Consider the following 13,279-nt stretch of genomic DNA (forward strand, 5'->3'; position numbering starts at 1 on the left):
AAAACACATCACTCATCACGGTCTCCTTTCCGAAACCGTGAATCACATCTCAAACCAAATTAATAGGTCCTGAGCCTAGACCGCGCACGGCACGAGCCCGCGCGTCACGGTCGGATAAGTTTTCGCCCCTTATTGCGGGATCCGTTTGAGCCGGCCGAACGGTGAGCGCACCAGAGGTGCGCCGCCGGAAAAGCAAGTGTGTCGTCTGCTGTATCAATTGACAGATCGCGGCAGGCTTTAAGCGCATCCGTCCGAAGGCTGCTTCCAGACCAGAAGACACCTGGCGGGGTGGACACATCGGACCGAACCGTGGGTCGGCCCGATGAACCATGGATTTGGTGCTGCATCGGACCGAAAACCGCTTTCCGGTCCGATTCACTTAAATCGCCTTGCCGTTTCCATCGAAGCGATGGACATGCTCGATCATCGGCGCAAGCACCGCGCGATCGCCCGGACGCAGATCGACCGCGCCATCGGCGCGCACCTGCAGGCGGCCGGCTTCCGGCACGTCCACGCTCAGATAGGTGTCGCTGCCGAGATATTCGGCCGAGGCAACCGTGCCCGTCCAGCCATGGCCGCCATCCGTGACCACCCGCAGATGTTCCGGGCGTACGCCGATCGTCGTGGCCTGCATGCCGGCGGCCAGCGCGCCGGTGATCAGGTTCATCTGCGGCGAGCCGATGAAGGTGGCGACAAAGAGATTGGCGGGCTTGCGGTAGAGCTCCAGCGGATGGCCGACCTGCTCCACCTTGCCGCCATTCAGCACGACGATCTTGTCGGCCATGGTCATGGCTTCCACCTGGTCGTGGGTGACATAGACCGTGGTGGTCTGTAGCCGCTTCTGCAGGTCGCGGATTTCGGCGCGCATGGAGACGCGCAGCTTGGCGTCGAGGTTCGACAGCGGCTCGTCGAACAGGAACACCTTCGGCGCGCGCACGATGGCGCGGCCCATGGCCACACGCTGGCGCTGGCCGCCGGAAAGGGCGACCGGCTTGCGCGCGAGATAGCGCTCGAGGTCGAGAATCGCCGCGGCCGAGGTGACCCGCTTGTCGATCTCGGCGGCCGGCATGCCGGCAAGCTTCAGCGCAAAGCCCATATTCGCCGCCACCGTCATATGCGGATAGAGCGCGTAGTTCTGGAACACCATGGCGATGTCCCGGTCGCGCGGGGCCAGATCGTTGATCGCCCGGCCGTCGACGCGAATCTCGCCCGCCGAGATGCTCTCCAGGCCCGCGATCGTGCGCAGAAGCGTGGATTTTCCACAGCCGGACGGGCCGACGAGGGCCAGGAATTCGCCGTCCTCAATGGTCACATTGATCCCGTGCAGCACTTCGAGCGCCGCATAGGACTTGCGCAAATCCTGCAATTCCACCCGCGCCATATATTCCTCCCACCGTGTGGCTTGACACAAAACAAAAGTGATTTAATCTATTTTTCACGGCCTGGGAAGCACGTTGTTGGGAAGCGGGGAGAGAGGCTGCGGAGGAAATTGATGCCGAACGGCCAGGGGGCTGGCGCGGCGCCACTTCGCACCATCGTCATTGCCATCACGATCGGTCAGCCGTCGTCGCGTTCCTGCTGGAGAGGCAGGGGCGGCGCGCTTCGACGATGAAAATCATTTTTGGGAGGACCTAAGTCCATGACGCCGAAGGCTCGCCTTCTCTCGCTTCTTTCCGCTGCTGCCATCGCAGCTCCGCTCGCCACCGCCATGGCACAGGACACGATCACCGGCGACACCGTCGGCCCGGCCGATGCGGCGAACACGCTTACCTTCCGCATGACGACGGACGGCCCGCGCAACAACGATCCGGCGCTCGCCGCCAAATATGGCAAGCTGTTCAACGACTTCATCGCCAATCACAAGGGCTGGAAGATCGAGCTGCAGATGATGTCCGGCGACATCGGCCAGGAACAGGCGCGCATGCTCGAGCAGGCGAAGTCCGGCAATGCGCCCGATTGCGCCGCCGTCGACAGCTTCGTCCTGCCGCTCTTCAAGAAGGCCGGCGTTCTCAAGTCCTTCTCGCCCTATTTCAAGAAGGAAGAGATCGACCAGCTGTTTCCCTTCGTGCGCGAAGGCGTGACGGGCAAGGACGGCCAGATCTATGCCTGGTGGTGGTCGACGGACCTGCGCGTCCTCTACCGCAACAAGGAGATCATCAAGGACGGTCCGCAGACCTGGGACGAGACCAAGAAGGCCGCGCTCGCCTCCGTCGAGCAGGGCATGGAAGGCATCCTCTTCAATGGCGGCCGTTATGAAGGCACGACCTTCGACTGGCTCGCCAACTACTGGGGCGAAGGCGGCAAGCTCGTCGACGACGCTGGCAAGCCGATCTTCGGCGAAGGCGAAAACCGCGCCAAATTCGTCAAGGCCGTCGCCTATTATCGCGATCTGGTCGAGTCGGGCGCCGCACCGAAGCGCGTGGCCACCATCGGCAATTACGACGACTTCAACGCCGCTGCCGCCGCCGGCACCACGGCCCTGTTCGTGGGCGGCAACTGGCAGCTTTCGCAGCTGAAGGGCGCGCTGGAGCCGGAAGAATTCGCCAAGTGGACCTTCTCGCCCCTACCCGGCGCCACCAAGGACGAACGCTCCACCGGCACCGGCGGCTGGACCGTCGCCTCCTTCGCCAAGACCGACGACAAGGTCGCCATGTGCGCCAACCTCGCCCGCGAGATCTATATGGGTCCCGCCAACGAGATCCAGGAGCAGCTGCCGACCCGTGCCGACTTCTATTCGAAGTACCCGATCTTCTCCAACGAGACGAACAAGGCCTTCGGCGAGGCGCTCAAGGTCGGTCAGGCCCGTCCCGGCGCTCCGGTCTATCCCGAGATCTCCAACCAGATCCAGATCATGATGGGCAAGGTGCTGACCGGCACCGAGGCGACCGAAGCGGCCGTCGACGAAGCCTACAAGGCCTCGCTCGCTGCCTTCGAGCGGCTGTAATCACAGTGCTCAGGCGCAGAAGGACGGTCTTGGGCCAGCCTTCAGCGCCGCGCAGGACGCCCCCTCCCTCGTCCTGCGCCCTTCATCGGGAGCCCTGGCCGTCAAACGCCGGGGCTCCGACCATCCGTTTTCATGCGGTGCCGGAAGCCCCTCTCCGCGGGGGGCGCGGCCATCGCTTCAAGGCTGAACCACCATGTCGATGCTCAATGCCAGCGCCGGCGCCGCACAGGCGCCCCGCCTCGCCCGCAGCGGCGCCAATGAGAAGCCGCGCGTGGCACCCTGGCTGCTGCCGCTGATCCTGGTGCTCGGGCTCTTCTATCTCTATCCCGTGTTCGACGTGTTCCGTCTGGCCTTCATGCGCGCCACGCTGCTCGCCAATGATGGCAGCTACACGCTCTCGACCCTGATCCAGACGTTGACGCGGCCGGAGCTCGGGCAAATCCTCTGGGTCACCTTCGTCTTCACCGGATCGAGTGTGGTGGCGCAGCAGCTCCTCGGGCTGGCGATCGCGCTGGTCGTCGTGCGCGGCGAAAGCCGCGGCCTGTTCGGCACCACGATCGTGCGGACCACGGCGCTGATCGCCTGGGTGGTGCCCGGCATTGCCGGCGGCATCATCTGGAAAATGCTGTTCAACGAGGCGCCCTTCGGCGGTCTCAACAGCATTCTGCGGCTGATGGGCGCGCCGCCGGTGCAATGGCTGTCGGATCCGCACATCGTCATGTGGTCCGTGGTCCTGTCGAATGTCTGGCGCGGCACCGCCTTCTCGATGGTGGTCATGTATGCCGCGCTCAAGGCCATCGACCCCGTGCTCTACGAGGCAGCGGCGGTGGACGGCGCCACGGCGCGCCAGCGGCTGGTCTATGTGACGCTGCCGCAGCTGCGCTCGGCGATCCTGGTCAACATGATCCTGATCACCATCCAGACGCTGAACACCTTCGACGCCATCATCTCGCTGACCGGCGGCGGCCCTGGCCGCGCGACCGAAGTGCTCTCGCTCTACACCTTCAACGTGGTCTTCCGGAACTATGACCTCTCGGTCGGCGCCGTGCTGTCCATCCTGATGCTCGCCATCAGCCTCGGCCTGGCGCTCGTCTATGCCGTCTTCCTGCCGAAGGACGAGAAATAATGAACGCTGCAAACCGCGAACGCCTGGGCGACGTGCTGAGCTACATCTTCATGCTCGTCATCTTCGCCTTCTTTGCCTGGCCGCTGCTCTGGCTTCTGTCGCTGGCGCTGCGCACCCGGCGCGAGGTCTTCCTCGGGGTGAGCCGCTTCATCCCGAAGAACCCGACGCTCGAAAACTTCACCCTGATCCTGCAGTCGGACAAGTTCATCGGCTATCTCTACAATGCGCTGAAACTGTCCTGCCTCTCGGCGATCGGCTGCCTGATCGTGGCGCTTCCGGCGGCCTATGCCTTCTCGCGCTTCGAGTTCAAGGGCAAGGGCGCCTGGATGATGGCGATCCTCTCGGTGCAGATGATCTCGCCGCTCGTCATCATGGTGCCGCTCTATCGCTACATGGCGGCCATCGGCCTGACGGACACGCATTTCGGCGCGACCATGGTCTATATCGCGCTGGCCGTGCCGACGGTGACATGGATCCTCAAGGGCTCGATCGACGGTATCCCCAAGACCCTGGACGAGGCGGCGATGATCGACGGCTGCAACCGCTTCACCGCCTTCGTCCGCGTGATCCTGCCGCTGTCGACGCCCGGCATCGCTTCTGCCTTCATCATCTCGGTCATCGGTGGCTGGTCGCAGTTCCTCGTGCCCTTCCTGCTGATCACCAAGGAATCGCTGACCCCCATCGGCGTCGGCATCTTCCAATATGCCGGCACGCAGAACGATAGCTCGATCCAGCTTCTGGCTGCCGCCTGCCTGGTCTCCGTCGTGCCCGCCATCGTCGCCTTCCTGGCGCTGCAGCGCCTGATCCTCGGCGCCATGACCGCCGGCGCGGTCAAGGGGTGAGGTAAAGACCTGAACCATCGGCGCCGCATGCGGCGCCCTCCCCGCGCGCCCCGAAGTCTTGGGGGCCGGGCCACACATCAAAAACGAAGAGGGCCGAACGGCCACAGGCATCCGGCCCTCCGGATATTTCATCAGATCGGGAATTTGATCATGACACTGACTAACGCCCAACGCCTCGAGCGCCTTCAGGTGCGCATGGCCGAACTGGAATTCTGGCGGGCGCGCAAGACGGCGGTCGTCGATGGCTGGCAGTTCAATGGCGCGCCGCTCGCGATCGGCGCCGATTGGCCGCAGAAGGATGGCGTCCAAAAATTTTCCGGTGAGGTCACCGTGCCCGAGGGCTGGCCGCTGGACGAGGTCAGGCTGTTCCTGCATCTCGGCGGCGAGAGCCTGATCACCATCACCGCACAGGATGGAACGGCGAAGAGCTTCGGCCTCGACCCCTATCACCGCGAATTCACCCCGCCCTCGCGCCAGTTCAAGGTAACCTCCGACACGGTCGCCCGCCTGCCCTTCGGCGAGCCTGTGCGCAAGCCCTTCCTGGAGCGCGCCGAGCTGCTCTGGATCGACGGTCCGGTCGAAAAGCTCTGGATCCTGCTGCGCCAGATCTCGGAAGCGGTAAGCGCCCTTCAGGGCCATGAAGCCGTTCCCTATATGCTCGAAGCCGCCGAGATCGCGCTGCGCTCGCTCGACTGGCCCTCTGCTACGGCCGACTATATCGCCCGCACGGCGCCTGCCGTCATGCAGCAGAAGATCTGGCGCCTGCCGGAGCTGAAGAAGGATCCCGAGGGCCTCAACGATGCCCAGCGCGAAAGCGTCGTCGCCGCCTATGACGCGCTGATGGACCGGCTGGCCACGCTGCAGAAGCGCTTCCCCCCGCAGGGCAAGGTGGCGCTGACGGGCCATGCCCATATCGACCTGTGCTGGCTGTGGCCCTATGACGAGACGCGCCGCAAGATGCGCCGCACCTTCCACACGGCGCTGTCGCTGATGGACAGGTCAGAGGATTTCCGCTTCAACCAGTCGACCGCGCATTACTATGCCCAGATCGCCGAGGACGACCCGGAGCTTCTGGAGCGCATCCGCGAGCGGGCGGCGTCGGGCCAGTGGGAAACCGTCGGCGGTCTCTGGATCGAGCCCGACACCAATATGCCAACGGGCGAAAGCCTTACGCGCCAGGTGCTCTATGGCCAGCGCTTCTTCGAAAAAACCTTCGGCCATCGCCACACGGTCTGCTGGCTGCCGGATTGCTTCGGCTTCTCGGGCGCCCTGCCGCAGCTGCTCGTTCAGGGCGGCATGAAGAGCTTCTTCACGATCAAGGTCAACTGGTCGGAAACCAACCGCGTTCCCTCCGACCTGTTCTGGTGGGAAGGCCTCGACGGCAGCCGCGTGCTGGCGCATTCCTTCGACAATCCGATGGAAGGCTATAACGGCTTCGTCCGCCCGGACTGCATCGTTCCGACCTGGAAGAACTTCCGCCAGAAGGACCGCCATGACACCACGCTTCTGTGCGTCGGCTATGGCGATGGCGGCGGCGGCCCGTCGCCCGAAATGATCGTGCGCGAGGAGCAGCTGCGCGTCTTCCCGGCGATCCCGGAGGCCCGCTGGACCCGCGTTCATGACTTCTTCGAGGCCGCGCACGACACCGCCAAGGCGACCGCGATGCATGTCTGGCAGGGCGAGATCTATCTCGAGCTGCACCGCGCCACGCTGACGAGCCAGAGCGCGGTCAAGCGACTGCACCGCCAGGCCGAGCGCGGGTTGATCGTTGCCGAAACGCTGTCCGGCCTTGCCCATCTCATGGGTGCGGAACGTCCGCGCTCGATGGAAGCCGAATGGCGCGTGGTGCTGAAGAACGAGTTCCACGACATTCTGCCCGGCTCCTCGATCGCCGAAGTTTATGTCGACGCCGCCAACGAGCTGAACCAGTCGATCGCCGATGGCAAGGCCGCGCAGGCCGCAGCACTCGACGCGCTGACTCCGCTCCTGCCCAAGGGAGAGGATGGTGCGGTTCTCGTGGTCAACCCCACGCTGTCCGAGCGCCCGATCCGCCTGCATCTGGAAGAGGGCGTCATTGCTGCCGAAGGCACCATCGCCCCGCTCGGCATCGCCGTTCTGCCGAAGTCGGCGCTGGCGCCGAAGGGTGGCCTCTCCGCGACCGCCCGCAGCCTGGAGAACGACACCATCAAGGTGACGCTTGCCGAGGACGGCACGATCGAAAGCCTGTTCCACAAGCCGACCGGCCGCGAGGCCATCGAAGGCCGTGGCAACCGGCTGATGGCCTATACCGCCGACAAGCCGCGCAACTGGGACGCCTGGGACGTCGAGGACGACTATGCAGCCAGGGGCGAGGAGATCACCGGGATCGAGTCGATCGAGCTCGTTGAGAACGGCCCGCATCGCGCAGCGATCCGCATCGCCCGCGTCTGGCGCCATTCGCGCATCGTGCAGACGCTCAGCCTCACCGCAAATGCCAAGCGCGTCGATATCCACACGGAGATCGACTGGCACGAGCGTCGCGTGCTCTTGCGTTCGATCAGCGAACTGGCCGTCAAGAGCAAGCATGCAACCTGCGAATGCGCCTATGGCGTGGTCGAGCGTCCCACCGGCTCCTCCAACTCCTGGGAAGAGGCGATGTTCGAGGCGCCGGCCCACCGCTTCGTCGATCTGTCGGAGCCGGGCTTCGGCGTGGCGCTGCTCAACGACGCCAAATATGGCCACAGCATGCGCGGCAGCGTGCTCGGCCTGTCGCTGGTGCGTGGCCCCGTCTATCCCGATCCGCTCTGCGACGAGGGCTACCAGGCCTTCACCTATGCCCTGATGCCGCATGCCGGCACCTGGTACGAGGGCGGCGTGCGCGAGGAAGCGGAAGAACTGAACCAGCCGCTGATCGCGCGGGCCGTTTCGGGCCTCTCCGCCGGCAGCTGCCAGCCGATCGTGGCAAGCGGCATCGAAGCCGGCTTCTCGGCACTCAAGCCGAGCGAAGACGGCACGGACATGATCCTGCGCGTCTACGAGCCGGCCGGCGCGCGCGGCGCCTTCGACGTCGCGCTGCCGGAAGGCTGGTCCAACCAGGGCGTGGTCACGGTTCTGGAAGAGCCGATGGCCGATACGTCTGCGACCGGGCTCATGCCCTTCGAGGTGAAAAGCTGGCGCTTCTCGAAGGCGTGATGTCGCAGACGCTCCGGCCGGCCTTCCCGGCCGGCCGGAGCACGCCGATCGCGAAGGATATCAGGCATTTCGACAATTCAATTCCCGTCGCTAGTGCTCTATATTCAAACAGATCTCGACGCGTCCGAGCGTTTCCGGCGCTGCGGTGTGCCACCGCTGGCGCTTTTTCTATTATTTAGACTATTCGCGCATCACGCTGGAAATCGGCGTCAGGCCGATGCAGTAAGGGGATATTTGTCGTGACCTTGGCGGGTTCCAACGGCGAGCAGGCGGCGGCGCAGAATCGCGCGACGATTCTCGCGGCCATCTACCGCGGTGCGCCGATCTCACGCACCGAGCTGGCGCGCCAGTCGCGGCTGACCAAGCAGGGCGTGACCCGCATCGTCGACCGGCTTCTGGACGAGGGCCTGGTGACGGAGGCGCGTCGCCGCAGGGGCCTGCGCGGCCAGCCGGCCATCGAGCTGGAGATCGACCCGGACGGGGTCTATGCCATCGGCGCCAATATCGACCGTGATCACCTGACCATCGTCGCCGTGGATGCGACGGGAACCGTGCGTGCGCGGCTGCACCATGAAGAGCGGTTCCTCATGCCGGAGCGCTTCATTGCGCTGATGGAGGACGCGCTGTCGAGCTTCCTGCGTCGCAAGGTGATCCGCGAGGAGCGGCTGGCCGGGATCGGTCTCGCCATTCCCGATTGGCTGGGCGAGGTGCCTGTCATCGGCCGGCCCGACGCCTATGGCCGCTGGAGCGGCTTCGATGTGCGTGGGGCTTTGGGCAAGATCACGTCTCATCCCGTCTTCATCGACAACGACGCCAATGCCGCAGCACTCGGCGAAATCGAATATGGCGTGGGCACGCAGATCCGCAGCTTCTTCTATATTCTCGTCAATGCCTGCCTGGGCGGCAGCCTTGTCATCGACGGCGTGCGCCACAAAGGGGCGAGCGGGCTCGGCGGGGAAATCGGCTGGCTGCCGGTGGTGATGGACGAGGGGCCGCTGGCGGGCCACAGCCGACCGCTGGGCGACATGTTCTCCCTGTTCATCCTCCTCGACCATCTCAGGGCGCATGGCGTGGCCATATCGACGCCGGCGGAGCTGGTAACGCTCACCGGGCCGGCGCGCGCCCTGGTCAGCGCCTGGCTGCGCCGGGTCAGCGCCAAGCTGGCGGAGGCGATCCTCGACATCGGCATGATCGTCGATCCCGATGGCATCGTCATCGGCGGACGGCTTCCTGTGCTGATGATCGATGAGCTGCTGCTCTATACCAATGAGGAAATGACGCGTCTGGGACGGCCGAGCCTGACCTTGCATCGTGCTGCCAGCTCGGACGATGCGGCGGCCCTCGGCGCTGCGGCAATGCCGCTCGCCCACCGTTTCGGCCTACCCACTGCCGAGCCTGCGCAGCGCGAGCGCGTGCCGCTGGCCAGCCCCGGCCGGCTGCCTCCCGCGGCGCTCATCACATCGTTTTCGGGAGAAGCCGCTCGATGAAGGGCGCGCCGGCAGCACCCAGCGTCACGCCGCCGCCATCGCGCGTCGTCCTGCGAATGGGCGGGATCCAGGAAGCCGCGACGAAATAGGCCTCCTGCTTTTCCCGGTCGCGCGCGGCCTGGTCGATCAGCCGGTCGATCACATAGTCCGGAAGAGCTCCGCCGACCAGCACCGCGCCGGGCGAGACGAAGCCTGATATGGCGACAACGGCATCGAGCAGACGACCTGCCGCGCGGCCGATCCACGCTTCCAGCGCCGCCTCGCCCTCGGCCTCGGCCTGGCGATAGGCCGCAAGGCCGGCCACCTCGTTCAGGCTGGCGTGATTGCGCCCCGGCCGCATCGCGCCGATCTGCCCTGCGCGCCCATGCATGCCGCGAAAGACCTTGCCGCCGATGAACAGGCCGGCACGCACGGTCTCGTCGATCAGAACCACCACCAGGCCACCCTCCGGCTCGCCAAGGCCGAAGAGCCGCTCGGCATTCACGACGGCTTCCGTGTCGGGCATGGAGAAAAGCGGCATGTCGCCAATCATGCCGGCGATCACCGGCAGATCGACCGCGCAACCCGGCGCCAGCGCCACACCGAGGCCCAGCGGCGGCGTGGGGCTCTCGGTGGTCAGCGCCTCCAGCGCCTCGGCCAGTGCGTCTTGCGAAGGCGGCGTGGGCAGGCTGCGCGCCGCAACGATCTCGCCGCCGAGGCCGAGCAGTATGAGTTCCGCGCCGTCCGGCCGCAGGCTGAGGCCCAGCGCATGGGCGCCATCCGGCCTGAGTGCGAATTCCGCCGGGGTGTAGCGTCCCGCATCCACCCGCTTGCGTTCCAGAACCAGGCCATCGGCCAGAAGCCGCTTCATGATCCCCGTGACAGCCGGTTCGGTGAGGCCGAGATGGGCGGAAAGCTCCTGCCGGGTCATGGCGCCATGGGCGCGCAGAAGCGCGAGCGCCGTCCGGCCATTGTGGTCGGCTATATCGCCCGGGCTGATGCCGGTTCCATCCCGCTCAGGCGCCGCGCGCGTGCGCGACAGCCGCCGACCCGTCTTCATCCGTTCCTGTTCTGCAACCATCCGCTCGATCCGGCCTCCCTGCCGGTCCGTTCGATCGAATGGTCGGCCTTTGCCGGCTAGCATAGACGCATCATCAGGGGTTGAAAACGATTCCCTTGCCGCTGTGGGCCATCGATCCCGGATATCTGCCGTCGGCGCGTGCACATCGCCGACGGATGTGTGCTGCGCTGCCTCAAGCATAGGCAAAGCGCAGCAAAATCCGCAGCGGACGGGGATATCCGTCTGTTTTTGATGAACTCCTTGCGGAAAGAGGCTATCCTTCCCGCCACATGTCTTTCGCAGGAACAGGCGTCTGCCGCACGGTCGTCTGTCGCGCAATTTGGTGTCACATCGGCCCTGACGGCACCGCTTGCGTGCCGTTAGGGCTTTTCAGGCGTGAGGATCGCAGGTGGAAAAACAGGCAGAGACAGGCCGCCAGGGCTTTCGCGCGCGGGTTGGCAACGAGACGCATGTCTTCGACGATCTGAAGACGCTGATGGCCTACGCCTCGCCGCGCCGCTCGGGCGACGAACTGGCCGGTGTGGCGGCGGAAAGCGCGGAGCGGCGGGTGGCAGCACGCTACGCCCTTGCCGATCTGCCGCTGAAGCATTTTCTCGACGAGGCGCTGGTTCCTTACGAAACCGATGAGGTAACCCGGCTGATCCAGGATAGCCACGACTCGGAGGCCTTCGCGCCCGTTTCTTCGATGACCGTCGGGGCCTTTCGCGACTGGCTGCTCTCGTGGGAGGCCGATGCGCCGACGCTGACGCGGCTCGCCCCCGGCCTGACGCCAGAAATGGTGGCGGCCGTTTCCAAGCTCTGCCGCAATGGCGACCTGATCCAGATTGCCGCCAAGACCCGCGTCGTCACCGGCTTCCGTTCGACCATCGGCCTGGAAGGGCGGCTGTCCGCCCGGCTGCAGCCGAACCATCCGACGGATGACCCGGTCGCCATCGCCGCCGCGACGCTGGATGGCCTGCTGTTCGGCATGGGCGATGCGGTGATCGGCATCAATCCGGCGACCGACAATGTCGACGCCTGCATCCGCCTTCTCACCATGCTGGAGGATCTCCGGCTGCGCTTCGACATTCCCACGCAATCCTGCGTGCTCTCGCATGTGACGACGTCGATCGAGGCCATCGAACGCGGCGCGCCGCTCGACCTCGTCTTCCAGTCGATTGCCGGCACGGAGGCTGCCAATGCCGGCTTCGGCGTGACGCTGGCGCTCCTGAAAGAATCGCAGGAAGCGGCGCTGTCGCTCAAGCGCGGCACGGTCGGGCAGAACGTGATGTATTTCGAGACCGGCCAGGGTGCTGCGCTCTCGGCCGATGCCCATCACGGCCTTGACCAGCAGACGGTGGAAACCCGCGCCTATGCCGTTGCCCGCGCCTTCGATCCTTTGCTGGTCAACACGGTCGTCGGCTTCATCGGGCCGGAATATCTCTATGATGCCAAGGAGATCACCCGCGCGGGGCTCGAAGACCATTTCTGCGCCAAGCTGCTCGGCGTGCCCATGGGCTGCGACGTCTGTTATACCAACCATGCCGAGGCCGATCAGGACGACATGGACAATCTTGCGCTTCTTCTCGGCAATGCCGGGGTCACCTTCCTGATCGGCGTGCCCGGGGCTGACGACATCATGCTGAATTATCAAAGCCTGTCGCATCATGACATCGTGCGCGTGCGCCACCTGCTCGGCCGTCGCCCGGCACCGGAATTCGAGGACTGGCTGGTCAAGATGAGCCTGATGGACGCCGCCGGCCGCCTGCCGCCGCTTCTGCCGCAGGCGGCGCCGGTCACGCGTCTTCTCCAGGCGGGAGCCTTGTGATGACGGCAACAAGCGATCCCTTCGAGCGGTTGCGCCGCCTCACCCGCGCCCGTGTTGCGCTTGGCCGCGCCGGAGACGGGCTTCCGACCGAGGCGCTGCTGGCCTTCCAGATGGCCCATGCCAAGGCACGCGATGCCGTGCACGGCCATGTCGATTTCGACGCGGTCGCCGAAGCCCTCGCGCCGCTGGAAAGCCTGCGGGTCAAAAGCGGCGCGGCGGATCGCGCCATCTATCTGCGCCGGCCTGACCTTGGCCGGCGTCTCTCTGCCGGGACGGACAGCCTGCCGGCAGGGCCGGTGGATCTTGCCATTGTCGTTGCAGACGGCCTCTCCTCGGTCGCGGTGGAGCAGCACGCGGCCGCGGTCGTCACCCGGCTTGCCCGCCTCCTGCCGGATCTGTCGCTCGGGCCGATCGTTCTGGCGGAGCAGGCGCGCGTGGCCATCGGCGACGACATCGGCGCGCGGATGCGGGCCGGCATGGTGCTGGTGCTGATCGGCGAACGGCCGGGGCTCTCCTCGGCGGATTCGCTGGGCGCCTATCTCACCTTCGCGCCCGAGGTGGGCATGCGCGACAGCGCGCGCAACTGCGTCTCCAACATTCACGACCACGGCCTGCTGCCGGCCGCCGCCGCCGACAAGCTTGCCTGGCTGATCCGCGAGGCGCTGCGGCTGAAGCTGACGGGTGTGGGCCTCAAAGAGGCCGCACCCGGCGCGCTACTGGCCGACGTGGCGGGCGGGCCGATGCTGGATCACGATTGAGCGCAAGGAGCATGGACAGAGAAACGGGGCGCCGGTCGTGCCCCGGTTGCTTTCGTCTGCGCTCGATTGGAGCGTGGGGCTGAA

The 13,279-nt window shown here is 65.6% G+C and carries 9 protein-coding genes; 7 read left to right on the forward strand and 2 right to left on the reverse strand.

Going from position 1 to position 13,279, the window contains the following annotated elements:
- Window positions 1-379: 379 nt before the first annotated feature.
- Window positions 380-1,381 carry an ABC transporter ATP-binding protein gene (locus BJF92_RS21100; RefSeq protein ID WP_075636730.1) on the reverse strand — a complete coding sequence of 334 codons (1,002 nt, stop codon included), beginning with the start codon at window positions 1,379-1,381 and terminating at the stop codon, window positions 380-382.
- 258 nt (window positions 1,382-1,639) lie between these two features.
- On the opposite strand from BJF92_RS21100, the gene BJF92_RS21105 reads away from it, so the two are divergent.
- The 5 genes from BJF92_RS21105 to BJF92_RS21125 all read left to right on the forward strand — a co-directional run bounded on the left by BJF92_RS21105 (window position 1,640) and on the right by BJF92_RS21125 (window position 9,570).
- Window positions 1,640-2,944 carry an extracellular solute-binding protein gene (locus BJF92_RS21105; RefSeq protein WP_075636731.1) on the forward strand — a complete coding sequence of 435 codons (1,305 nt, stop codon included), beginning with the start codon at window positions 1,640-1,642 and terminating at the stop codon, window positions 2,942-2,944.
- A gap of 199 nt (window positions 2,945-3,143) precedes the next feature.
- Window positions 3,144-4,070 (forward strand): carbohydrate ABC transporter permease, encoded by a 927-nt coding sequence (locus BJF92_RS21110; protein ID WP_075637001.1) that lies wholly within the window; start codon window positions 3,144-3,146, stop codon window positions 4,068-4,070.
- Window positions 4,070-4,912, forward strand: coding sequence for a carbohydrate ABC transporter permease (locus tag BJF92_RS21115; RefSeq protein ID WP_075636732.1), 843 nt, complete (start codon window positions 4,070-4,072; stop codon window positions 4,910-4,912). The genes BJF92_RS21110 and BJF92_RS21115 overlap by 1 nt, the downstream gene beginning before the upstream one ends.
- Window positions 4,913-5,062: 150 nt before the next feature.
- Window positions 5,063-8,083, forward strand: a complete 3,021-nt coding sequence (locus tag BJF92_RS21120) for an alpha-mannosidase (RefSeq protein ID WP_075636733.1) — start codon at window positions 5,063-5,065, stop codon at window positions 8,081-8,083.
- A 239-nt stretch (window positions 8,084-8,322) separates the two neighbouring features.
- Window positions 8,323-9,570 carry an ROK family transcriptional regulator gene (locus tag BJF92_RS21125; RefSeq protein ID WP_075636734.1) on the forward strand — a complete coding sequence of 416 codons (1,248 nt, stop codon included), beginning with the start codon at window positions 8,323-8,325 and terminating at the stop codon, window positions 9,568-9,570.
- On the opposite strand, the gene BJF92_RS21130 is transcribed toward BJF92_RS21125, so the two are convergent.
- Window positions 9,539-10,630, reverse strand: a complete 1,092-nt coding sequence (locus tag BJF92_RS21130) for a winged helix-turn-helix transcriptional regulator (protein WP_245294850.1) — start codon at window positions 10,628-10,630, stop codon at window positions 9,539-9,541. The two genes, BJF92_RS21125 and BJF92_RS21130, sit on opposite strands and share 32 nt — an antisense overlap.
- A gap of 388 nt (window positions 10,631-11,018) precedes the next feature.
- On the opposite strand from BJF92_RS21130, the gene BJF92_RS21135 reads away from it, so the two are divergent.
- Together BJF92_RS21135 and eutC are read left to right on the forward strand one after the other, a co-directional pair.
- On the forward strand, window positions 11,019-12,437 hold the full coding sequence (locus BJF92_RS21135; RefSeq protein WP_075636736.1) for an ethanolamine ammonia-lyase subunit EutB: 1,419 nt from the start codon (window positions 11,019-11,021) through the stop codon (window positions 12,435-12,437).
- Complete coding sequence (gene eutC, locus BJF92_RS21140; RefSeq protein WP_075636737.1) at window positions 12,437-13,195, forward strand: ethanolamine ammonia-lyase subunit EutC; 759 nt, start codon at window positions 12,437-12,439, stop codon at window positions 13,193-13,195. The genes BJF92_RS21135 and eutC overlap by 1 nt, the downstream gene beginning before the upstream one ends.
- The last annotated feature ends 84 nt before the right edge of the window (window positions 13,196-13,279 follow it).

The sequence above is a fragment of the Xaviernesmea rhizosphaerae genome (assembly GCF_001938945.1).
GTDB lineage: Bacteria > Pseudomonadota > Alphaproteobacteria > Rhizobiales > Rhizobiaceae > Xaviernesmea > Xaviernesmea rhizosphaerae.